Origin of the sequence: Gilliamella bombicola (genome assembly GCF_900094945.1) — a bacterium.
Taxonomy (GTDB): Bacteria; Pseudomonadota; Gammaproteobacteria; order Enterobacterales; family Orbaceae; genus Gilliamella; species Gilliamella bombicola.
The window spans coordinates 18,755-42,509 of record NZ_FMAQ01000011.1; the positions used below are offsets into that span (position 1 = coordinate 18,755).

Annotated in this window: 26 protein-coding genes; 9 read left to right on the plus strand and 17 right to left on the minus strand. The window is 34.5% G+C overall.

Translation table 11 applies throughout. The features are described from left to right. Positions 1 to 53 precede the first annotated feature (53 nt). Positions 54 to 674 carry a lipoyl(octanoyl) transferase LipB gene (lipB, locus tag GA0061081_RS08615; RefSeq protein ID WP_091349824.1) on the plus strand — a complete coding sequence of 207 codons (621 nt, stop codon included), beginning with the start codon at positions 54 to 56 and terminating at the stop codon, positions 672 to 674. Between the two features lie 10 nt (positions 675 to 684). After that, entirely contained in the window at positions 685 to 1,644 is a 960-nt protein-coding gene (gene lipA / locus GA0061081_RS08620; protein ID WP_091349827.1) for a lipoyl synthase, read from the plus strand. A 44-nt stretch (positions 1,645 to 1,688) separates the two neighbouring features. Here lipA and GA0061081_RS08625 read toward each other — a convergent pair whose 3' ends face one another. Then, positions 1,689 to 3,461, minus strand: coding sequence for a DUF3413 domain-containing protein (locus GA0061081_RS08625; RefSeq protein ID WP_091349831.1), 1,773 nt, complete (start codon positions 3,459 to 3,461; stop codon positions 1,689 to 1,691). 189 nt (positions 3,462 to 3,650) lie between these two features. On the opposite strand from GA0061081_RS08625, the gene GA0061081_RS08630 reads away from it, so the two are divergent. The 3 genes from GA0061081_RS08630 (at position 3,651) to GA0061081_RS08640 (ending at position 6,742) form a co-directional block, all read left to right on the plus strand. Further along, positions 3,651 to 5,423 carry an AAA family ATPase gene (locus GA0061081_RS08630; protein WP_091349834.1) on the plus strand — a complete coding sequence of 591 codons (1,773 nt, stop codon included), beginning with the start codon at positions 3,651 to 3,653 and terminating at the stop codon, positions 5,421 to 5,423. A gap of 116 nt (positions 5,424 to 5,539) precedes the next feature. Next, positions 5,540 to 6,061: a bifunctional 3-hydroxydecanoyl-ACP dehydratase/trans-2-decenoyl-ACP isomerase gene (gene fabA / locus GA0061081_RS08635; protein ID WP_091349837.1), complete on the plus strand. Its 522-nt coding sequence runs from the start codon at positions 5,540 to 5,542 to the stop codon at positions 6,059 to 6,061. A 198-nt stretch (positions 6,062 to 6,259) separates the two neighbouring features. Further along, positions 6,260 to 6,742, plus strand: a complete 483-nt coding sequence (locus GA0061081_RS08640; RefSeq protein WP_091349839.1) for a thermonuclease family protein — start codon at positions 6,260 to 6,262, stop codon at positions 6,740 to 6,742. A gap of 17 nt (positions 6,743 to 6,759) precedes the next feature. Here GA0061081_RS08640 and GA0061081_RS08645 read toward each other — a convergent pair whose 3' ends face one another. The 4 genes from GA0061081_RS08645 to GA0061081_RS08660 all read right to left on the minus strand — a co-directional run bounded on the left by GA0061081_RS08645 (position 6,760) and on the right by GA0061081_RS08660 (position 9,603). Continuing rightward, positions 6,760 to 7,038: a DUF5339 domain-containing protein gene (locus GA0061081_RS08645; protein WP_091349842.1), complete on the minus strand. Its 279-nt coding sequence runs from the start codon at positions 7,036 to 7,038 to the stop codon at positions 6,760 to 6,762. Between the two features lie 171 nt (positions 7,039 to 7,209). After that, on the minus strand, positions 7,210 to 7,419 hold the full coding sequence (gene cspE / locus GA0061081_RS08650) for a transcription antiterminator/RNA stability regulator CspE (protein WP_091349846.1): 210 nt from the start codon (positions 7,417 to 7,419) through the stop codon (positions 7,210 to 7,212). 306 nt (positions 7,420 to 7,725) lie between these two features. Beyond that, positions 7,726 to 8,535 (minus strand): pyrroline-5-carboxylate reductase, encoded by an 810-nt coding sequence (proC, locus tag GA0061081_RS08655; protein ID WP_091349849.1) that lies wholly within the window; start codon positions 8,533 to 8,535, stop codon positions 7,726 to 7,728. Positions 8,536 to 8,661: 126 nt separating this feature from the next. Continuing rightward, a complete protein-coding gene (locus GA0061081_RS08660; RefSeq protein ID WP_091349853.1) occupies positions 8,662 to 9,603 on the minus strand; it encodes a type IV pilus twitching motility protein PilT in 942 nt (313 codons plus the stop codon). A 36-nt stretch (positions 9,604 to 9,639) separates the two neighbouring features. Here GA0061081_RS08660 and GA0061081_RS08665 point away from each other — a divergent pair, with 36 nt between their 5' ends. Next, a complete protein-coding gene (locus GA0061081_RS08665) occupies positions 9,640 to 10,341 on the plus strand; it encodes a YggS family pyridoxal phosphate-dependent enzyme (protein WP_091349857.1) in 702 nt (233 codons plus the stop codon). A 36-nt stretch (positions 10,342 to 10,377) separates the two neighbouring features. Continuing rightward, positions 10,378 to 10,935 carry a YggT family protein gene (locus tag GA0061081_RS08670; RefSeq protein WP_091349860.1) on the plus strand — a complete coding sequence of 186 codons (558 nt, stop codon included), beginning with the start codon at positions 10,378 to 10,380 and terminating at the stop codon, positions 10,933 to 10,935. A gap of 259 nt (positions 10,936 to 11,194) precedes the next feature. Here GA0061081_RS08670 and GA0061081_RS08675 read toward each other — a convergent pair whose 3' ends face one another. The 4 genes from GA0061081_RS08675 to corA all read right to left on the minus strand — a co-directional run bounded on the left by GA0061081_RS08675 (position 11,195) and on the right by corA (position 13,970). Beyond that, the gene (locus tag GA0061081_RS08675) at positions 11,195 to 11,617 is read right to left on the minus strand and encodes a YcgN family cysteine cluster protein (protein WP_091349864.1); all 423 of its coding nucleotides are present in this window, start codon (positions 11,615 to 11,617) and stop codon (positions 11,195 to 11,197) included. After that, the gene (locus GA0061081_RS08680; RefSeq protein WP_091349868.1) at positions 11,614 to 11,862 is read right to left on the minus strand and encodes a YcgL domain-containing protein; all 249 of its coding nucleotides are present in this window, start codon (positions 11,860 to 11,862) and stop codon (positions 11,614 to 11,616) included. Before GA0061081_RS08680 ends, GA0061081_RS08675 begins: the two co-directional genes overlap by 4 nt. A 25-nt stretch (positions 11,863 to 11,887) precedes the next feature. Next, complete coding sequence (glk, locus tag GA0061081_RS08685; protein WP_091349871.1) at positions 11,888 to 12,847, minus strand: glucokinase; 960 nt, start codon at positions 12,845 to 12,847, stop codon at positions 11,888 to 11,890. 181 nt (positions 12,848 to 13,028) lie between these two features. Then, positions 13,029 to 13,970 (minus strand): magnesium/cobalt transporter CorA, encoded by a 942-nt coding sequence (corA, locus tag GA0061081_RS08690; RefSeq protein WP_091349874.1) that lies wholly within the window; start codon positions 13,968 to 13,970, stop codon positions 13,029 to 13,031. A 219-nt stretch (positions 13,971 to 14,189) separates the two neighbouring features. Between corA and GA0061081_RS08695 the strand changes: the two genes are divergently transcribed. After that, positions 14,190 to 14,708: a single-stranded DNA-binding protein gene (locus GA0061081_RS08695; RefSeq protein WP_091349876.1), complete on the plus strand. Its 519-nt coding sequence runs from the start codon at positions 14,190 to 14,192 to the stop codon at positions 14,706 to 14,708. Positions 14,709 to 14,819: 111 nt separating this feature from the next. Further along, the gene (locus GA0061081_RS08700; RefSeq protein WP_091349879.1) at positions 14,820 to 15,482 is read left to right on the plus strand and encodes a MarC family NAAT transporter; all 663 of its coding nucleotides are present in this window, start codon (positions 14,820 to 14,822) and stop codon (positions 15,480 to 15,482) included. 21 nt (positions 15,483 to 15,503) lie between these two features. On the opposite strand, the gene GA0061081_RS08705 is transcribed toward GA0061081_RS08700, so the two are convergent. The 8 genes from GA0061081_RS08705 to cmk form a co-directional block, all read right to left on the minus strand. Further along, positions 15,504 to 16,196, minus strand: a complete 693-nt coding sequence (locus GA0061081_RS08705; protein ID WP_091349883.1) for a DUF2461 domain-containing protein — start codon at positions 16,194 to 16,196, stop codon at positions 15,504 to 15,506. Between the two features lie 3 nt (positions 16,197 to 16,199). Further along, a complete protein-coding gene (kdsB, locus tag GA0061081_RS08710) occupies positions 16,200 to 16,964 on the minus strand; it encodes a 3-deoxy-manno-octulosonate cytidylyltransferase (RefSeq protein ID WP_091349887.1) in 765 nt (254 codons plus the stop codon). A 17-nt stretch (positions 16,965 to 16,981) separates the two neighbouring features. Then, positions 16,982 to 17,167, minus strand: coding sequence for a Trm112 family protein (locus GA0061081_RS08715; RefSeq protein WP_091349890.1), 186 nt, complete (start codon positions 17,165 to 17,167; stop codon positions 16,982 to 16,984). Positions 17,168 to 17,170: 3 nt separating this feature from the next. After that, positions 17,171 to 18,178 (minus strand): tetraacyldisaccharide 4'-kinase, encoded by a 1,008-nt coding sequence (gene lpxK, locus GA0061081_RS08720; protein WP_091349894.1) that lies wholly within the window; start codon positions 18,176 to 18,178, stop codon positions 17,171 to 17,173. Positions 18,179 to 18,279: 101 nt separating this feature from the next. Next, the gene (locus GA0061081_RS08725; RefSeq protein ID WP_091349898.1) at positions 18,280 to 20,589 is read right to left on the minus strand and encodes a DNA internalization-related competence protein ComEC/Rec2; all 2,310 of its coding nucleotides are present in this window, start codon (positions 20,587 to 20,589) and stop codon (positions 18,280 to 18,282) included. Positions 20,590 to 20,885: 296 nt separating this feature from the next. Beyond that, positions 20,886 to 21,176, minus strand: coding sequence for an integration host factor subunit beta (gene ihfB / locus GA0061081_RS08730; protein ID WP_091349902.1), 291 nt, complete (start codon positions 21,174 to 21,176; stop codon positions 20,886 to 20,888). Between the two features lie 98 nt (positions 21,177 to 21,274). Next, complete coding sequence (gene rpsA / locus GA0061081_RS08735) at positions 21,275 to 22,957, minus strand: 30S ribosomal protein S1 (protein ID WP_091349995.1); 1,683 nt, start codon at positions 22,955 to 22,957, stop codon at positions 21,275 to 21,277. A gap of 116 nt (positions 22,958 to 23,073) precedes the next feature. Next, a complete protein-coding gene (gene cmk / locus GA0061081_RS08740) occupies positions 23,074 to 23,754 on the minus strand; it encodes a (d)CMP kinase (protein ID WP_091349905.1) in 681 nt (226 codons plus the stop codon). Position 23,755: the final 1 nt, after the last annotated feature.

Consider the following 23,755-nt stretch of genomic DNA (forward strand, 5'->3'; position numbering starts at 1 on the left):
GATATATATTGATAAATTTTTTGTTAATGCCACCAATAACAATAAGCAATACTATGAACATTAATAATGTTATCATCCAAGACCTACATATTGTTCCCTATATGCAAACTTATCAGGCTATGCATGACTTTACCCAAAATCGTCATGAACAAACAGTTGATGAAATTTGGTTAGTAGAACATCAACCTGTATTTACCCAAGGTAAAGTGGGCAAAGCGGAACATTTATTAAATCATACAGATATTCCAGTTATTCAAACTGATCGCGGCGGTCAAATTACTTATCATGCTCCCGGTCAACAGATCATGTATATCCTAATTGATTTAAGAAGACGCCATATTGGTATTCGCGATATAGTGAGCTTTTTAGAAAATAGTGTCATCCAAACTTTAGCACACTATGGTATCATAGCTTACACAAAAGCAGACGCTCCAGGTGTGTATATTGATCATAAAAAAATTTGTTCGCTTGGTTTACATATAAATCGAGGTTGCACCCTACATGGACTAGCCTTAAATATTGATATGGATCTTACTCCGTTCAATAACATTAACCCTTGTGGTTATGCTGGATTACAAATGACACAATTAAAAGACTATGTTTTTAATATTGACCGCAACGAAATTAAACAACAATTAACCGACAATTTTATTAATCAACTACCTAAGTATTAAGATACCTAATATGCAAAATAATGAAACAACGATCAGAAGCTCAAAATATCGTGATGCAGATAAAACACGCTTAATCCCAACAATCACATTAGAAGATGCAGCGCCACTTAAAAAACCTGAATGGATGCGAATTAAATTATCTGCTCACTCTGATAATATTGCGCATATCAAAAACACCATGCGTAAACATGGTTTGCATTCAGTTTGTGAAGAAGCCTCTTGCCCCAATTTAGCTGAATGCTTTAACCATGGTACAGCCACTTTTATGATTTTGGGTGATATTTGTACTCGCCGTTGTCCATTTTGTGATGTTGCCCACGGCAGACCATTACCGCCAGATCGCGAAGAACCCATAAAACTAGCTAAAACAATTCAAGAGATGAAGTTACGCTATGTTGTTATTACTTCTGTAGATAGGGATGATTTAAAAGATGGTGGTGCCAGTCATTTTGCCTCTTGTACTCAAGAAATCCGAACCTTAAACCCCAATATAAAAGTTGAGACACTCACTCCCGACTTTCGTGGCTGTATTGATGAAGCAATTGAAGTGTTAAGTGCTAATCCACCTGATGTGTTTAATCATAACTTAGAAAATATCCCACGTTTATATAAAAAGATCCGCCCTGGAGCTAACTATGAAGGATCACTCAAATTACTGGCAGCGTTTAAAGCTCGACACCCTCAGATTCCGACAAAATCTGGATTGATGGTTGGGCTGGGTGAAACAAACGAAGAGTTAATTCAAGTATTAAAAGATTTACGTAGTCATGGTGTAACTATGTTGACGCTAGGTCAATATTTGCAACCAAGCAAATATCATTTACCGGTTGAACGTTATGTGTCACCACAAGAATTTGAAGAATTGAAGCAAACAGCATTAAATATGGGCTTTACTCATGCAGCTTGTGGACCATTTGTACGTTCATCTTATCATGCTGATTTACAGGCAATGGGTAAAGAGGTGAAGTAATCTTCACCCTATTTTTTTATTGTTCGTTCTACTCAAAAACTAAATCAATTATCTACGACCATAAAACGGCGATTTTCAGTGACTATTTGCAAAAAGACCGGCAAGCTGATTTTTTCGCCTTTTTGTAATTTACCATTAAGATCATAAATTTTAGAACGACCAAAGGCATCTAAAACCACTGTTTTATCATCATAAAGTGCAGCGATCATATTTTCATCACCAGCAACTAACCATTGTCTAGGTTTAAAGTTAAATAAATTTTCACATTGGCTATACTGCTGTGGCGGTGTTGTGACATAAAATACGTCTTGCATTAATGTACACATAATATCAGTTTGCGAAGTTGCTTGCGTTATTTGTGCGCTTCCTTTATTTGTCCATGACATAATCAAAGGAACTTTTAATGCTTCGCGATTAAAGTCTTTATCTGTATTACGTAATGCTATTTTTTTCGCTTCATCAATTTTAATATCATTCGTACCTGTAATTATAATAACCGTATTATCATAGGCATTAGATAATCTTAAATAAGCAATTAATGACTCAATATACTGATCTAATTTTTTCGCTTCAGATTGAAGAGTTGATATCGACACTTTTTTATTTTTATCAAACATTGAATATTGGATTATAGAAAATAAAGGTGCATGATTATCAAGACTATTCTGTTCTTCATGCCACTTCATCCAGTTTTCAGTTATTTGTTTATTAGACTCTCTTTTAGATTCTGGTATTGAGAAATTAGATAACAAAGCCGAACGATATAAAGGTTCAGCAAAACCGTCTACTGAAAATAATCCTAGATTATAGCGTTGTTTAGTAACAACTTCGAGCAATACGGATGGCTTATGCCCAACCAAAATACTATTATAGTAATTAGGATCTAATCCATAAAATAATGAAAAATCATTCAAATAAGATTGATTACTTGCACCATAATGATTAGTAAAAGCAATATTATCTTGAGAAAATTCATTTAACCACGGCATATATTTTGTCAATAAATCAACATTCAACCCATCAATAACAATCATTAGTACATTGTTTTTTGGTGGTTGCTGATCATAAACAATTCGTCCCAACGGATATTCAATTGTCATCGCAAAAGGGTTTCCTTCTTGCGTAACACGATCCCGATAACCGTTTTCTTTCATAAAACCATAACGTTCAAGAAAATGGCGGGCAGTCAAAGGATAAGAAAGCGGCAAGCTTGCTCGCTGCATAGTAATGGGTCGATAAAAATTAGCATCAGCCCAGCTATGAATCAAATGCGAGGCAACAAAGCAAACAATAAAAACAATCACTATTGGTTTTGCATAGCGTTTGCGTTTACTTAAGCTACGTAGTTTTTTCCAGCTCCATAATGAAAATAAAATCTCAATCAATAAAATAAATGGAATAGCAATAAATACCGTACTTAAATAAGAAACATTTTGTGCTGAAAATAATTGCCAAATCGACAAATTCAGATGCATTCTGAAACGCGAAAAAACCTCAATATCAATAAGCAATAATGAAAGACCGACTGTTGCAAAAGCCGTTGCAATAATCCTTTGCCATCGAGAAGAATGAATAAAAAAACTTAACGGAAAAAGTAAAATTAGATAAGCGATAAAAGTCAAATAACTAAAATGACCAATTGCACTGATAATGGCATAAAATCGCCCCATAAAAGTACGAGGCCAATCTGCAATAAGTAAATATTGACTACCAAGCAAAATTACAACAAAAATATTAAACAACGTAAACCAATGTCCCCAGCTAACAATTTGTGAGGCACGATCGTCTTTGAAGTAAGTATTTTTGATTTTGAGCATGTTTAGTCGTTGATAATGATGATAGTGAAGTTAAATAAACAATAGGGTTTGGCCTAGTTTACCTGATTTTAAAAAATCTTTCTGTAATTTTTTTATTTGTTAGCACAAAGATTTTGGTAATCTGTTGGCGATACATCGGATACTTGTTATAATTTCAAGATAAAATAAGCTAACAAAAAGACAATAATTTTGGCCATTACACAACTCAACGCACAACAGATCCAACCTGATTTATCTCATATTTCTAAACTCAGAAACACAACTAATACTTCAACGGTATTAGCGTCAGAAAAATCAGAACATTTACTTATGTGGCAACCTCGTGTCGCTTCTGCCTTGTCGCTATTATGTCCTACCAAAAGAGTATGTTATAGCCCACGTTTTATGTTGCTTAAAGCACCTGAAAGCGAACTCTTTTTTGATTTATTCCAGCATGCCATTAAATGTGATTTACCTTCATCCCCACTGGGTTACAGTTATTTTTTTAGCGAAAACAAAATTACACTAACCGAAGCAAAAAGCAAACAAGATAATTTTGCAGCTCAAGATAATTGTTTATTTGCATCTTCTATTGATGCTGAAAAACTTTTTGGTTGTGTTAGACAACCAGAAAATGGTCCAATAAAATTACAAGCAGGACTGGTTCATCGTGCTAATGGTGGCGTTTTAATTTTAGGTCTTCGCTCTCTCCTTAGCCAACCATCGCTATGGACAAAGCTAAAGCAAATGGTAATAAAACAAGAATTTGAGTGGGTTTCAGCTGACGAATCTCACCCTTTACCTTTATCTATTCCGCCTATGCCACTTGATTTACGTGTCATTTTAGTCGGGGATAGATTAAGTTTAGCCGAATTACAAGATTTCGAACCTGAATTTTATTCAACATCTATTTATACTGAATTTGAAAATGAATTACAGATCAAATCACCCGAACAACTTGAACACTGGATTAAGTACTTAAAATTTATTGCCAATAAACAGCAATTACCTGATATTGATACCTCAGCTTTTGCAAAAATTTACAAAGAAGCAACACGCTATACTGGTGATCAATATTACCTAACACTTTCGGTCGACTGGATTAATTCGCTATTAGTCAATGCGACTCATTTTATGCAAAATAGTGTAATTGACGAATCAGCGATCACAACGGCAATAAAACAAAAATTATGGCAAGAAAATTATTTGCACGAGCGACTACACGATGAGATTTTTAGCAATCAGATAATGATTAACACTAAAGATCAAGTCGTTGGTCAAATAAATGGCTTATCAGTCATTGAATACCCAGGACATCCAAAAGCTATAGGTGAACCAACACGTTTAAGTTGCCTTATCCATTTTGGCGATGGTGAGCTAATTGATATTGAACGCAAAACAGAATTAGCCGGTAATATTCATTCAAAAGGCATGATGATAATGCAAGCATTTATTATGTCGGAATTTGCGATTCATCACCAATTACCTTTTTCAACTTCTTTAGTATTTGAACAGTCCTACAGTGAAATTGATGGTGACAGTGCTTCGCTTGCAGGGCTTTGTGCAATCATTAGCGCGTTATCCCAACAACCTATCGATCAGCAATTGGCTATAACTGGTTCAGTCGATCAATTTGGTCATGTTCAAGCAATTGGTGGAGTGAATGAAAAAATTGAAGGATTTTTTGCTGTTTGTCAGCATCAAGGTTTAACAGGTGCACAAGGTGTAATCATACCTGCCACAAATCAGCGCCATTTAAGTTTAAGTGATGAAGTTATTGAAGCTATTGAACAAGATAAGTTTTCAATATGGACAGTTGAACATATTGCCGATGCTCTTTATTTGCTGACAGGTATTCCGTATAAAGATAAAAGTGGTATTAATCTTTACCAATTAATTCATGCACGTATGCAGGCAGTATTATTACAAGACAAAAAACAAGATAGTTGGCTAAGTAAATGGCAAAAATATTGCAAAAAGTGACAATACCCAATAAACTTTAGCCCAAAATTTTATTCATTATGGAATAAAAAAGGACGCTAGGTAACTTTTAATTTTTCAAAGCATGTTTTAATTTACATTAAATAAAAGGTTTTTTTATGACATTTGAACGTAAATCATCGTACGATAAAGCAGATTTAATTAAATCAGGAAATAATGAATTATTTGGCCATGATGGCCCGCCATTACCATCTGATTTAATGTTAATGATGGATCGCGTTATCGAGATGAATGAAAACGGTGGTAATTTTGGTAAAGGTTTTGTCGAGGCCGAACTTGATATTAATCCTGATTTATGGTTTTTTAAATGTCATTTTAAAAACGATCCAGTTATGCCTGGTTGTTTAGGGCTTGACGCTATGTGGCAACTAGTTGGATTCTATTTAGGTTGGATTGGCGGCAAAGGTAAAGGACGGGCTTTAGGTGTTGGTGAGGTTAAATTCACTGGACAAGTGTTACCAAGCAATAAAAAAGTAACCTATAAAATCCATTTTAAACGCGTAATTAATCGTAAATTGATTATGGGTATTGGTGATGGTGAAGTTTTTGTTGATGGGAAACTCATTTATCAAGCATCTGATTTAAAAGTAGGTCTATTTCAAGATACCAACTCATTTTAATTTAACGTTATCCCCCTCCCTCTTGTCAGCTTTACTCTATATGAGTAAGGCTGAATATTATGGTTTTTCTTATCATGTTCAAAACATAAGTAATTCCTAAATAACTAATTAATTTTTAAATAAAAAGAACGTCTCAGTTTACTGAGTTTCAATAATCAATGTATAATACTACAAATTTTTTGTCTTCTCTTATTAATAATGAATCACTTAAAACGTTTATTTGTTTGTATTATTTTATTTTGTTTCTCAAATACATTAGTTTATGCTGATTTCAGCGGTAAAGTTGTTAAAGTGATTGACGGCGATACGGTAGATATTTTAACTGTCAAAAAACAAAAAGTCCGTGTTCGTTTACTTGATATCGATGCCCCAGAAAGCGGGCAAGCTTATGGTAATGCATCCCGTAAATATTTAGCATCCCTTATTGCGGGTAAAAATGTGTTTGTGAAAGAAAACCAAAAAGATGTTTATACAAGAACTTTAGGCACCATTTTCTTAAATAAAATCAATATCAATACCAAAATGGTCGAAAATGGTTATGCTTGGGCGTATCGTTATCACAACGTAGCTAATAATAAAATAATGGTAAAATTAGAAATAAATGCTAAACAAAACAAAAAAGGACTATGGAAAGATAAACATCCAATAGCCCCTTGGGATTTTCGTCATAACAAACGTTAAATTATATTCTAAAAATCTTATTTTTTAAGTAAACTTGCTTCAACTTGTTTAAGTAAATCCAAACCTTGTTTACAAGCTGAGTCTTGATTATCTGCAGACAGTGACGAAATTTGTTGTTTACCCATTTCTAAGTTTTGTTTAATCATATCAGATTGTTGTTTAGTTAAAGAGCCTTCAGGGATGGCTTTGACTAAACCGTCAACTTTATCAAAATAGGTTTTACAAGATTCAGGTAGATCCGCCATAGAAATTGCAGAAAAACCTAATAACGCAACGGATAATAATAACTTTTTCATTTTCTTTCCTTACATCATAAATTTATTAGAAATATTATTAAAGATGATAATTAATGCTAGAAATAGCCAGAATATGGTAAAAAATTTAATGAGGGAAGTCTATATAAGAAAATACCCTATCAGTAAATAGTTACTGATAGGGTAGAAAATCAAAAAATAAAATTTAAATCATTAGATAATGATAACATCTGCTGCTGCAGGGCCACGAGGGCTATCTTGAATTGAAAACTCTACTTGTTGGCCTTCACCTAATGTTTTGAAACCGTCACCAGAAATTGCAGAAAAGTGTACAAATACATCTTTGCTACCATCAGCAGGAGAAATAAAACCAAAACCTTTACTTTCGTTGAACCATTTAACTTGACCAGTTTTCTTAGACATAATAATCTTCCTATAAATAAATTAATCTCAGCCATTAAAGGCTATATTTAAAAACATAAAACCTAGGTTACTTAATTAACACGAAGAAGAAGATACTGAAGAAAACTAATCTCTAAGACAAAGTAAACTACAAACTACATATATCTAAATGTTATAAAATAAATCCGCATGTCATATGCTTAGGTCTATTTACTCATAAAAAAGTAAGTAATGCAAGCAATCTTTTGAAAAAGATTATTAATAATGAGGAAATAAAAAATTTATAACTTTTAATTCAATGAGATAACATTATCAATTTATGCCCTATTACCCCTCTGCCATTTCCTTTGATTTTTTTATAGCTGCCTCTACCGCATTAATAATTGCAGATCTAAATCCTTTTTCTTCAAGCGCATGAACACCTTCAATAGTCGTACCTGCAGGTGAACAGACCATATCTTTTAATTCACCTGGATGTTTACCAGATTCAAGCAGTAGTTTTGCCGATCCCATAACAGCTTGAGCTGCGAATTTGTAAGCTTGAGCTCTTGATAAACCGCCTTTCACAGCACCATCAGCTAATGCCTCAATAAACATAAAAACAAAGGCAGGAGAAGAACCACTCGCACCAACAACTGCATCAATTAAATACTCTGAAACAACTTCTGTTTCACCAATACAATTTAATAATTGTTGAACTATAGACAATTCTTCATCGGTAACCTCAGTATTAGGAGTAATAGAGCACATAGCGGCATTAACAAGTGCTGGCGTATTTGGCATTACTCGAATAATTTTTTGCTCATAACCTACACATTTTGCAATCGTTTTAATGGTAACGCCCGCTGCAATTGAAATAACGATAGTATTCTTCTTTAATTCTTTTTGAATATCATTAAGTACATCAACAATCACATTAGGTTTAACGGCAACAAATACAATATCAGACTCGCGAGCAACCTCTCTTGCAGAATCAAGATTATTAATTGAATAAACCTGATTAAGAACCTGACCTTTTTCTAAATGAGGATCATAAACATACATTTGTGTTCCAGAAACAATATTGCTCGCTAAAATACCTTGTAATATAGCATTGCCCATATTGCCTAAACCAATAAAACCAATTCGCTGTTCCATTTATTATCCCTTCTTTTACAAAAGACTATTTGAAAGATTATAAATGATTTTAAATATAAATCTCAAAATTTTGCATTTAAAAATGCAACGCTAACTTTTATAAACTATAAACAATAGCAAATAGTGTTAACTTTCTGGCATCACTTGCATACCATATTGTTGGCCTGTTTGCATTAGTGAAAAGATTTGTTTGATCTTCCCTTCATTGATTAAATTACTGACAGCTGGTGTATTGATAAGAATTTCAAATAATGCTTTACGACCATTCTCAGTGGGTACTAACTTTTGACTTATAATTGCTCTTAAATTATTTGATAATTGTGTACGAATAAAATTGCGGGAGCTTTCATCAAATACATCAACAATACGATTAATACTTTGAATGGCAGAACACGTATGTAACGTGGCAAAAACTAAGTGTCCCGTTTCTGCAGCTGTCAATGCAGTTTGGATAGACTTTCTATTGCGCAATTCACCAAGCAATATAATGTCAGGATCTTGCCTTAAAAGACTATCAAGCGCATGATCAAAATTCGTAAGTTCTCGCTGCTGAATTAATGAATGTTGATTATGATAAACAAATTCAATAGGATCTTCTAAAGTAAGAATGTGTTTAAATTGAGTTGAGTTAATATGCTCAATTAATGATGCAAGCGTCGTTGATTTGCCACTTCCTGTGGCTCCCGTGACTAAAATAATCCCGCTTTCATGCGTTATTAGCTTTTTAAATACCTCGGGGGCACCTATTTCAACTAATTCCGGAATATGGCTTTTGATGATACGAAATACCGCTGAAATACCACGTTGTTGATAAAATATATTGATCCTAAAACGCCCTATTTCAGCAGATTGGTAAGATAAATCAATTTGCTTTTCTTGTTGTAATTGTATTTTTTGTGATTCAGTGAGTAACGTTAATAGTTCAGCTTCTAAGTCTAAAGGTGATAACTTTTCGTTTGATAAGCATTTTAATTGTCCATTAATGCGAATGCGGGCAACGTCACCACTTGAAAGGTGCAAATCGGATGCCTTTTGCGTTACACTAAGCGACAATAGTGAATTTAACATTACATTTGACCTATTAGTTATTAATTGGGAATTAATATGAATACAGTACGTGACAATTTACTCGCCATTAAAAGCAAAATTCAAAAAATAACCGAAAAATGCGAAAGAGATCCCAATACAATCGAACTTATTGCTGTTAGTAAAACAAAACCCGTGGACTTGATCAAACAAGCAATTGATGCAGGCCAACTTTCTTTTGGTGAAAACTATGTTCAAGAAGGTGTTGAAAAGATCCAGCACTTTAAACAAAACCTTCCCAATACTCCATTAACGTGGCATTTTATTGGTCCATTACAATCAAACAAAAGCAAATTAGTTGCCGAACACTTCGATTGGATGCATACCATTGATCGCTTCAAAATCGCACAACGTTTAAATGACCAGCGCCCTACATCAATGGCTAAATTAAATGTATTAATTCAGGTCAATATTAGCCACGAAGCAAGTAAATCAGGGATTTTACCTGACCAAGTCGCTGATTTGACTAAGCAAATCCTTACATTACCCAATTTAAAGTTACGCGGTTTAATGGCCATTCCTGAAATCGAAAATGATTTTGACAAACAATTACATGTCTTTACCAAAATGCAGGAACTGTTAAATTCTTTACAATCCGACTATCCATTTATGGACACATTATCAATGGGTATGAGTAACGACATGAAAGCGGCGATTGTTGCAGGTAGCACAATGGTTCGCATCGGTACGGCAATTTTTGGAGCAAGGCAGTATTTGTGATATATTGCCTAGATAGTTTATTTTAAGGAGTGTTGAATGGCATCGCTTTATTTTTTAGGAAAAACCGTTTTAACGATATGCTTATACGTTTTAATTTTGCGCTTATGGATGCAACGAGTACGGGTCAATTTCTATAATCCATTTACCCAATTTATTGTCCGAATAACCCAACCAATTATTGCTCCATTACGTAAAGTTATTCCCTCTATTAAACAGATAGATACAGCTACATGGGTTCTTTTATACTTTTTTGCTTTCATAAAAATTACGTTTATTGGCCATTATGGAATCATCAATAATTTTAGCTGGCCCGTTGGATATCTTTTATATGCTATTGCTGCCATCGCTCATGCTTTTGGACATCTACTATTTTGGTTATTACTATTTAGAGCAATTTTAAGCTGGGTAAGCCGAGGACAATCGAATGCTGATGAGTTGCTTGCACAGCTAACAGAACCATTTATAGCACCAATTCGACGCATCGTACCACCTATTGGTATGATCGATATTTCATTTATGATTTTTGTATTTATTTTGATGTTTTTAAATATGTTTGCTATCGATATTGTTGGGGATTTATGGCTTGTACTTTAAATTCAGATAAGAGGAAGCAATAGCTTTTTTAGATTATTAACAAAGAGCTCGCTTTTAGCGAGCTTATTTTGATCTAATAAAAATAAGTAAATAACTACAAACCTTTCCAATACTGGAAGTTACCCATAAAAAGCAGTCAGAAAAGATATTGATTTTATTTAAGTTTTTATTCTGCTTTTTTAAGAGAAATCACATCATTGATATGCTAAATTAAATCATATAAAGGCTAGTGAGCAATCTGAGGACACTATAACCATTTTTAGAGAATATGATCTTCCCAACAAATCACATCTTTTTCATAAACAATTCGATTTTTAACAGAAATTTTTAGCTTGTGCATAAGCTTCTTATTACCTGTAATAAGTGGATGCCAATCGGGCAATCTCCCCGTTTCAGAAAAATAACGGTAAGTACAAGTTATAGGTAACCATTCAATGGTGAGAAGATTATCGCGAGTCAACTTGATACAATCAGGTTCGTAATCGAAGCGGTTATAATAATGCTTACACTGGCAAGTATTCGAATCTAGCAAATTGCAAGCTACGTTAGTATATAAGATTTCGTCGGTATCTTCGTCCATCAATTTATTTAAGCAACACTGACCACAACCATCACAAAGTTGTTCCCATTCCTCATCACTCATCTGTTCTAGGGTTTTGTGCTCCCAAAATGGTTCAATCATACTTTAAAATCATCTTCTTTTAACATTTGTAAGAAAAAACCATCAGTTTTAATTTTTTCTTCTATTTCATCAGAGCTACCAACAACAAAACGGCGTTTTCCATCAAGTAATACTTTCATGGTAAACACTGGAGTACCAAAAAGAGACATTATTTTTTCAGGAATAGCTGAAAAATCGTTTTCCTTATCCATATATAAATAACAATTTTCTTTTTTGGTACTTCGATAAATATAACACCACATCATAAAACAAAACCTTTACTTATTAATATTATGTAAGACAATTCTGCAAATAAACACCAGCGCCAAACAACCCCGGATCTTCATGAGTTATCACATAAACAGGAACTTTTTTGACTAAATACGACATACGACCTTTATTTTCAAAAGCCTGTCTAAACGGTGATGCTTTAAAAAACTCAATAAAGCGAGGTACTATTCCCCCAGCAATATAAACACCACCTAGCGTATTAAGCATTAATGCTAAGTTACCGCCAAAACGCCCCATAAAAGTACAAAAATAGGTTAAAGTTTGCAAGCAAAGTGGACAACTATGTGATAAAGCTTTCTGTACAATAATGTCTGGCGTAATCTCTTCTACTGGTTGATTATTAATTTGTAATAGAGCTTGATAAATATTAACTATACCATTACCTGATAAAAATCGCTCAGTAGAAACACGTCCAAATTTTTTGCGCAGTTGCACTAAAATACGATCCTCATCATCACTTATCATCGGAAGTTCGGTATGTCCACCCTCTCCAGACAAACTAATCCAACGCTCACTGACTTTAATCAAATGTGACACACCAAGCCCTGTACCTGCGCCATAAATAGCAATAGGATAATTTAAATCAGGTTCATCACCACCAATTTTTACAAGATCCTGTTTGGATAATTTAGGAATTGACATTGATACAGCAGTAAAATCATTAATTACTTCAAGCTTAATCAGATTTAATTCTTTAATAAGTTCAGAACGTGAAAATGACAAATTATTATTGGTCATTTTGATCACATCACTATCATCAATCGGACAAGCAATAGCAATACAAGCCATTTCAACGATTATTGATTGAGATGCTAAATAGTTTTTAATTAATGTTAATAACACATCATCTTTTGCAATAAGTACTTTAGTAATTGCAGATAACTTATTAGTCTCTAAATTATAAAGTGCAAATCGTGCATTTGTTCCACCGATATCGGTGACTAGTGCATATTGATTCATGTTATTTCCTTTGTGATAAATTAATTTTTATTTAAATAACAAGCTTTAACCATCAAGAGAAGAAAGCATAATAGCGAATATTATTAAATTCCGTTAATTACCTTACAGATACGACAAAGGTAATTTCCGCTAAACGAGCAAAGTATTAACGGCTAAAGACAATAGGATTAAGTAAATAGATCTATAACCACTTTTTCAGTTTAAAATAAATATAAGGAGCAACACCTGCTAGTAACATTAATAATAATGAAAATGGGTAACCATATTCCCATTTTAATTCGGGCATAAACTCAAAGTTCATACCATAAGCAGACGCAACCACAGTTGGAGGTAAAAACACAACCGAAACAACCGAGAAAATTTTAATAATTCGGCTTTGTTCAATATTAATGAAACTGGTTGCCGCTTGCATCAAAAAGTTCACTTTCTGAAATAATGACTCATTATGAGGAACAAGTGACTCAATATCACGAATAACTTCACGCGCCTGTTCTAGTTGATCTACTGGCATTTTTGCACGACGAACTAAATAGTTAACAGCACGTTGACTATCCATTAAACAAAGCCGTACTTTCCACGCAGTATCTTCAAGCTCTGCCAATGAGGTAATCGCTTCGTCATAATGTTCTTGCGCAGAACGATCCATAATAATTAAACTTAATTCTTCTAATTCACTATAAATATTTTCGATTTGATCTGCTAACTGCTCAACTTTGACTTCAAATAAGTCAAGTAACACTTCATAAGGATTGCCATCACTCATACTTTGATAGCGCGATCTCATACGATACAAACGAAATGCAGGTAAATCACGTTCACGTAGTGTAAATAAACGTCCATTATGCACTGTAAAAGCTACAGTTGAGTTACCTGCACGATCTTCTGCGTCTTCATAAAAGAAAAATGAGTGAACATGTAGCCCTTCGTTATCTTCAAAAAAACGAGCTGACGCTTCGATATCATCTAGCTCAATACTGGTTGCTAAGTTTTGTCCTAAATGTGTTAAAACAAAATCGCGATCGGCTTCTTCTGGTTCAATTAAATCAATCCAGGTCGCATTATTTATATCGCCTTCATTAATTTTTACTAATTGTTTGTTTTTTAGCCCAAACGCATTAATCATAAGGCCTCCTGTAGGGGAATAATCTTTTAGAACATAACATTAACAAATGTTTGGCATTATACCCGTTATAACAATAAATTCCTATGTCTAAGCCAATCTTTCTATATTTTTACAAAATGAGGGCAAAATTCCATTATTAAATTAAATTCGCTGATATTACTGCAGTCTCATGCTACAATATGCGCCTTAAAATACTTATGCAATTTTTAGGAGTTAATAATGGCCAATAGAGGAATAAATAAAGTCATTTTAGTCGGTAATTTAGGTCAAGATCCCGAAGTTCGTTACATGTCTAATGGTAATGCAGTTGCTAATTTTAGTATCGCAACATCAGAATCATGGAAAGATAAACAAACAGGCGAAACCCGAGATCGTACTGAATGGCATCGTGTTGTCGTATTTGGTAAACTCGCTGAGATCGCAGGCGAGTATATAAAAAAAGGTACTCAAGTCTATCTTGAAGGACAACTTCAAACGCGAAAATGGCAAGATCAATCAGGACAAGATCGCTACACGACAGAAGTTGTGATCAATCCAATTGGCGGTATTTTACAAATTTTAGGCTCCCGTAATAGCGGTGAAAGCATGGATGGCAGTTCACAAAACTGGGGGCAAAGTGCTAATAACACTTCATCTGCGCCAGCGTCTCAAGCTCGTCCTACAACACAAAACGCACCGACACAACCTACAACTGCGCCAGAGCCTCCAATGGATTTTGATGACGATATTCCTTTCTAGGATCATCATTCATTTATTATACAATGTTGGGCGTTAACTACGCCCACATATCATTTTCTATCTATTTCAATTATACTTAACTGAATTCTTGTCAAATCAAAAAATAAATCTATGTTGGAACTTTTACAAGCTATCGGCTTTGGTTTAATTTTATTTATTCCATTAACAAATCCATTAACCACAGTAGTACTTTTATTAGGTCTATCGGGTGAGATGACCAATGAAGAACGTAATTACCAATCAAAACTAACTTGTATTTATGTATTTATGATTATGGTAGTATCGTTTTATTGTGGGCAATTGGTGATGAGTACGTTTGGTATATCGATTCCCGGATTACGCATTGCTGGTGGTATGATTGTTGGCATTATTGGCTTTAGAATGTTATTTCCACAACAACCATCACATAAAAGCCTTGAAGCAGATGCAAAAAAGAAAGAGATCTCAAATAATATAGCTTTTGTTCCGCTCGCCATGCCAAGTACCGCTGGGCCAGGAACCATAGCAATGATCATCAGTATGTCCTCAACAGTAAAAAGTGGAGGCTATAACGTTTCAACTTGGGTTGTTTACACTGCCTCAATATTAGTGCCTCTATTGTTATCTATTATTCTTTGGTTTTGTATGCGCAGTGCTGGCAGTATAATGCGTTTTATGGGGAAAAGTGGCATTGAGGCCACTTCAAGAATTATGGGATTTTTATTAGTTTGTGTTGGTACACAATTTATAATCAATGGTGTTAAAGAGCTTATATTAAGCTTTCCTAATATTTAATATAAAAAAAATTTAACAAAACTAAAAGGTTGGTATGTTTTTAATCATTTCCACCCGCATCAAATAATCATAAAGTGGAACTAGCTGCTTAAACCCTTTAGTCAATCTTTGGGGTAAATCACTATTTAACACGTCTTCAATATGATTGCTTGTCACCATAACCGCAAGATTTTTTCGGTTATACCATGTAGCTATTTTTGCATCTTGCTCTTTGATTAGTGGCCGTTTATAACTTTCACCAACAAGCTCAAATGGTTTTTTAACACAATGCGTCATTGCTAAAAATTTCTGAGTATCATTAAGGATTTCTTCTCGGAAGATATCCATCGTTTGTTTTGATGAACAATAATAACCAAGACCATATTGATAGCTACTTGGGCTAATTTCAAAAAAATAAGCAGGTGCTTCTTTCCAATCTCGATTGGGTCTTTTAAAAGTCAGCCATAATCGACTACGATAAAGTGATTTATCATTTGAAAAACGAGTATCTCGATGTATACGGGAAATAGTTTTACCAATAGCAGGGCGAGTTTCAAACCACTCATCAATTTTGAGCATTTCTGGTGTTAGTTGCTCAACCAAAAGTCTAAACGGCTTAACTAAATCGCTATCATAAATAGCACGATGTTGTTCAAACCATGGTTTACTATTATTTATCCAAGCATCTTGCAAAAAATTAAGACCAGCTTGGGTAAAGCCGGTAAAATTAGCCATAGCTCAATCCTTAAATAGTGCCCTTACTTTTTCCAAATCTTCTTGTGTATCAACACCAATTGCTGGCGATTGCTTTGCAACTGCAACATGTATTTTTTCGCCGTACCAAAGCACTCTAAGTTGTTCTAACATCTCAATTTGTTCAAGTGTAGATGGCGCCCAGTTGATATACTGACGAATGAAGCCAGCACGATAAGCATAAATACCAATATGACGAAGATAAAAATCACCAATACTGGATTGTTTTAATAAATCAACCGATTTAGCAAATCGATCGCGTTCCCAAGGAATTGTAGCACGAGAAAAATAAAGTGCATAACCCTCTTTGTCGGTCACAACTTTAACCGCACCGGTATTAAATGCCTCTTCAACAGAAGCAATTGGCACCGCTAATGTTGCCATTCCAGTTTTATATTGCACCAAGTTTTCAGCCACTTGATCAATAATAACGGGTGGAATTAAAGGTTCATCCCCCTGTACATTAACAATGATTTCATCATTAGCAAACTGATAAGCATTAATGACCTCTGCTAACCTTTCAGTACCAGAATTATGCTTGTCACTAGTAAGAATGACTTCACCGCCATACTCCTTGACTACATCAAAAACTTGCTGATGATCTGTTGCAATAATCACCCGATTGGCTGACGATTTTTTTGCTTGCTCCATCACCCGAACAATCATAGGTTTACCATGAATATCCGCTAGAGGTTTAGCTGGCAAACGACTTGAAGCATACCTAGCAGGAATAATAACCGAAAAATTCATAATTAACGCCTTATATTTTATTCTTGAACAGACGATGATTGATTGAGTGGTTTTGCTTCACATTCAAGCAAAATGGGAATGTTATCTTTGATTGCATAAACCAGATTATCTGTTTGGCAAATTAACTGCTGATTGTTGGCATCATATTGTAGTTGCCCATGGCATTTAGGACAAGCAAGTGCGCTTAATAAGATTTCTTTCATGTTTTATTCTCTTTGAGATTTTGTCTTAGCTAATAACAAACAGATCTGATCAACTGCCTCTACGGGTATTACCGCATCAATGGGTAGATACCACCAATTTTTCTGGGCAAATTGCCTACATTTAACGGCGTCTTTTTCAGTCATTAAAAGTGTTTGTTCACTACTTGCGACATTGTTTAACAACGGTAAAGTAAATTTTTGATGGTCAGCAAAAGAAACGGTTTTAACCACATCAATTTGCATGTTGATCAGCATATCGAAAAAACGTTTTGGATTACTAATACCCGCAATAGCATAAATATTTTGCAATGAAGATAATGCTTTTTTTTCTTTAGTTAGTAAATTTACTGCATATAGTGGCGTTAATTGCATGGTGTAGGTTTTATTTGGATACTGCTGAGCCAAATTATTTACGCTATCACCGTTTATAATAATCAGATCAACCGATTTTAATCGTCTTTTTCGCTCTCTCATTGGTCCTGCTGGCATCCACCATCCATTACCAAATAAACGTTTTCCATCAACCACTACTACTTCAATGTCGCGCGATAATGCATAATGTTGTAAACCATCATCGGTCAAAATGACATCTAACTCATACTGCTTTAATAATGCTTGAACAGCTTCAGCTCGGTGGGGTGATACAGCAACAGGCACATTAGTACGTTGAAAAATAAGTACCGGCTCGTCACCAGCTTGTTCGGTTGTGGTTGTATTATCTAAAATAAGCGGATAGCTATCAGCCTTGCCACCATACCCTCGCGAAACAACGCCAACTTGTAATCCTTTTTGTTTTAACGATTCAATTAAACCCACAACCAGTGGTGTTTTGCCATTACCACCAACAGATAAGTTGCCAATAACAATAATAGGTACAGGGGAACGCCAAGATTTAAAAATACCTAATCGATACAAAGAGCGGCGAACAAAAGCAATCAAACCATATAATAAAGAAAATGGTATGAACAACCAAAATAATCGATTTTTACCATACCACATTTTTTCAATCATAACTTTAACATCACTTAATTACATTCAGTAAAATTGTCTTATCTTTTAATGTCGATATAACAATTATTAACATGGTTGCCTATAGCAAACGATAGCCTATTTTACTCATAAATTGGCAAACTACCAAACCAATCATGATACCATCTGGGTTTAATTTCGCCTCGCATGGTTTTTAACTTCCAAGTGTGTTTATCAAAAAATAGGCTTATTTGACCAGTTCTAGCTGTAACATAATAATCTAAGTGTAAATTTTGATACCTTGTTATTACCTTATGGGATGGTAGTTTCCAGGGATTATAACGAGATGTAGACGCTAACGATTTTACCGCTTTAACGTGATTTAAAAAAGTATAACTTGATGAAGTAGTACTACCATGATGCGGAATTTGTAAAATAGTAGAAGCTAACTGATTTCGATATTTTGTGACTAACTGATATTCCTGATTGCGCTCTAAGTCTCCTGTTAATAATACGGAAAAGTGCCCATCAGTTACTTGTATTACACAAGAGTCCTCATTTTGTGCATATTCAACCAGTTTATTAGGCCACAATATATCAAATGTTAGCTCGTTCCAATTAACACGATTACCAGCTAAACATGGATAATCATTATTTAAATCAAAAGAGGAACTCATTAACCATGCCTTAGGGTAAATTTGTTGAAGCAATTTCAAACCTCCAACATGATCATTATGTTGATGACTAATAATAACTCCTTGTACATTCAAATTATGCCATTGCAAAAAAGGTATAATAACCCTTTCCATAGCAGAACTTTTTCCCCAGTTGGCTCCTGTATCGTATAAAATAGCTGACGTTCCATCATGAATAACAATCGCCAATCCGTGACCAACATCAAGCATATCCAATCGCCAACGATAATGCTGATGTTCAAAAAGTGGCGTGACTAATAACATAAAAATGACTAATAAAGTAATTCTAAAACAACGCCACGTTCCAGTACGTATTATAATGACAACTAACCAGCCTAAAAAACTTAACCAATAAAAGTCTGAAGGTATGTTAAGCCACAATAAATTAAGCCAATTCAAACTGAAAAATAACAATTCCAACGATTTATCAGCAACCATCCACCACCATAATGCAATATAAAAACAATCCATCAAAGTAAATGCCAACGCAAATAAAACAGCAGGGAAAGTGCATAATGAAATAATAGGAATCGCAATTAAATTCGTTAAAATAGAAACCGCACTAACACCATGAAAAATAAAAAGTTCAATAGGTAGCAACAACAAGGTCAAACCCAATTGTAAATGCAATAACCTAACTATATACCAACGCTTTTTATGCTTTATTTCTTGAGGTATTGGTAACCATTCAAATAAAAAAATTAAGCTAATTACTGCGTAACAAGATAACCAAAAACTCTCAGATAAAATCATCAATGGATCAAACAACAATAACAACGCAATAATTCGATTAACTTTTTGCCATGCACTAATTTGATGTTTTTTGTAACGTAAATAGATCCAAATTGATAAAGCCAATATAGCACGTAATGTAGGCGGACTGAAACCAGTTAACCATGCGTAAAAAAGTGCGCACAACCAACCAACGATAATCGGCACAAAAAAACAGATAAAACGCTTTGGAATAAAAAACAGAACAGTCTTAACAAAAAAACAACTAAGACCAAAAACCAATAAAATATGCATACCCGATATTGCCATTAGATGGACAACACCTGTTTGCATCATCACAGTACGAAGCGAGTCATCTAATTGAGAACGATCTCCAAAAGCAAGGGCTAAGAGTATGCCTCGATAACTAAATAGATCAATGTAAGGTAGTGCCAAATCAATAATAGATTGTCTTAAATTAGACTTATCATCTAGCAGTTTGGCGTCAATTACTTTAGCTGATAATAAACTTCGGTTTGCTATCGAAAAGCGCTGACTATCAAATCCTCCTTCATTTAAATATCCATGCACAACTTTTGTTTTTAGTGTTAATTGCCAAATTTGCCCCGATTTTGGCATAGATAAATTATCCCAATAAACCGAGATCAGAATATCGTTAGAAAGCGTAACATCTGAAATAGAAAAAACAGAAAATGACATATAATAAGGTTCAATATCTGTTGTAGCTTGTCTAGTATTGATATTTTGGACCTTTGCTTTAACAACTAACGTTTTATCAATATAAGGCAAAATACTTGATAAATATTGCTTAGAATAAGCAGTAGACCACAAAATACCTAAAACAAACACAACAAAAATAGACAAATACCAGCGCAATTTAGCCGGAACAACCAATGCAAAAATAACCAAAATAATGGCAATAAAATACCACTGAAAATCAGACAATAAATGCGGCAAAAACAGTAATGGCAAACAACCTAATGAAAACATGATCGCCAATAAATCAAGAGAACAAAATTGTCGCATCTACGCTCGCCATATTTATTAATAATAAAAAGCTAGCTTATCAATTGATATTATAAAAAAATAACTGAATTTGAATCTTTCGATCTGAGTTCCATTTTAACTATTAATCTTGATAATATTTACTGAAATTACAGGTAAAGGTTCAGAGATTGTTAACGATGATAACTAACGAAACGTTGATTTGTTTTAACTAATGAATTATGGGGCATGAATAAAATGAGAGAAATTTAAGTTTTTAAAATAAAAAAGCCATTGATTTGACTCAAAGGCTTTTAGCTAAGTATAGAATTTAAAGACTATGCTTTTGCTGCATTATTTACTCTTTCACGTAGCTCTTTACCCGGTTTGAAGTGAGGAATATATTTATGTTTAACTTCAACATTACCACCGGTTCTTGGATTTCTTGCTTTACGTGGTGCACGATAGTTTAAACTAAAACTACCAAAGCCTCGAATTTCTACACGATCGTTACTTTCCATAGCTAAAGCGATCTGCTCAATGATATCTCTAACTGAATCATCAACTAGTTGCATAGGAAGATGTGTCCGCCAGTTAACAATTCGTTCTACTAAATCCGATCTGTTCATGATCACTCCTAATTTATTTATGTGGTATGTAACTTCTTCATTTTATACCATAAAAGAAAAAGAGGGCAAGCCCTCTTTACTCTTTACATCGATATTTTTTACTCAGTTTTTGATGCAGCTTTGAATGCTTCAGCCATCGCATTAGTAAATGATGCATCTTCTTGAGTTGCAGTGTTATTTACCGCAGCAAGTGCTTCTTTTTCATCAGCCTCATCTTTAGCACGTACCGATAATGAAATTGCACGAGTTTTACGATCAATATTCACAATCTTAGCTTCAACTTCATCACCCACTTTTAATACAGTTGTCGCATCTTCAATACGTTCACGAGCAATATCTTGTGCTTTTAAGTAACCTTCGATACCTTCAGCGATTTCGATAGTTGCACCTTTAGCATCAACCTCAGTTACAGCACCTTTAACGATCGTACCTTTTTTATAGTTAGATGCAAAGCTACTGAATGGATCGTCTTCTAGTTGTTTAATACCTAAAGAGATACGCTCACGTTCAGCATCAACTTGTAACACAACCGCTTCAATATCATCACCTTTCTTATAAGCTTTAACTGCTTCTTCACCAGGCATATTCCAAGAGATGTCTGAAAGATGAACTAAACCATCAATACCGCCATCTAAACCAATGAAGATACCGAAATCAGTGATTGATTTGATCTTACCGCTAACTTTATCACCTTTATTGTGTGATTCAGCAAACTGTAACCATGGATTTGGTTTACATTGTTTAAGACCAAGAGAAATGCGACGACGTTCTTCATCAATTTCAAGAACAATCACTTCAACTTCATCACCTAAGCTAACCACTTTAGATGGGTGAATATTTTTGTTTGTCCAATCCATTTCAGAAACATGAACTAAACCTTCAACACCTGTTTCAATTTCAACAAAACAACCGTAGTCAGTTAAGTTAGTTACTTTACCTGTTACTTTAGTACCTTCAGGGTAACGTTTAGCAATTGAAACCCATGGATCTTCGCCTAATTGTTTTAAGCCAAGTGATACACGTGAACGGTCTTTGTCAAATTTAAGTACTTTAACAAGTAATTCTTGACCCACTTCAACCACTTCACTTGGATGTTTAACGCGTTTCCAAGCCATATCAGTGATATGAAGTAAACCATCAACGCCACCAAGATCAACAAATGCACCGTAATCAGTAAGATTTTTGATAATACCTTTAACTTCAGAACCTTCTTGTAGATTTTCAAGAAGTTGTTCTCTTTCTGCACTATTTTCTGATTCGATAACTGCACGACGAGAAACAACAACATTATTGCGTTTTTGATCTAATTTAATAACTTTTAATTCAATTTCTCTGTTTTCGATATGAGAAGTATCGCGTAATGGACGAACATCGACAAGCGAACCAGGAAGGAACGCACGAACCCCATTAAGATCAACCGTAAAGCCACCTTTAACTTTACCATTGATAACACCTAAAACTGTTGCAGCGTCATCAACTGCTTTTTCTAAAACTAGCCACGCTTCATGACGTTTAGCTTTTTCGCGAGATAGGATTGTTTCACCAAAACCATCTTCAATTGAGTCAAGTACAACATCAACAACGTCACCGACTTGAACTTCTAATTCGCCTTGGGCATTTTTAAACTGCTCTACTGGAATTGCCGATTCAGATTTTAAACCAGCATCAACTAAAACAACATCTTTGTCGATAGCAACGACAGTACCGCGGATCATATTACCAGAACGAGTGTCTAGTTGATTTAAAGACTCTTCAAAGAGTTGAGCAAAAGATTCAGTCATATTTTTATATCTTAAATTAATATTAACGTCCACATTACATCCTGTCTTATGGGGTTATTTACGATACTCCACTCATCCTTGAAATAGAGCTTGGTTAACACACGCTGTAAACAAACTTACAACGCAATTTTTTTGTTTATATACGTAATAGATTGATTAAAAACATCTTGAATCGAAAGCGATGTAGTATCAATTATTAGTGCATCAACAGCAGGTTTTAGCGGCGCAACAACCCGATTACGATCACGCTCGTCACGCGCAGTTATCTCCTGCAAAATTTCGGCGAATTTAACATGATTTTGCCTATCTTGCAACTGTTTCATTCGCCTTTCTGCACGAGAGTGCGCACTTGCATCAAGAAAAATTTTAACTGGTGCATCACTAAACACCACACTGCCCATATCACGACCATCAGCAATCAAGCCTGGAGCTTTCCTAAAGTCACGTTGGCGCTGTAATAAAGCTGTTCTAACAGAATTAATTGCCGCCACTTTTGATGCAGCCCCACCCGTTTGTTCTGTACGAATTTCGTTAGTGACATCAACATTATCTAATAACACTTTAACATCACAACCATAAGTATCAAACGTTAGCGGCAAATTAAGGGCTAATTGGGCTAATTGACTTTCATCATCCAATGCAATGCCTTGCTTAAGTGCGCTAAGTGCTAGTACACGATAGATAGCGCCAGAATCTAAAAGATGCCATTTAAAATGATTAGCTAACGCTTGGCATAAAGTGCCTTTACCAACACCACTTGGCCCATCAACAGCAACAACGGGAACAAATTTATTCATT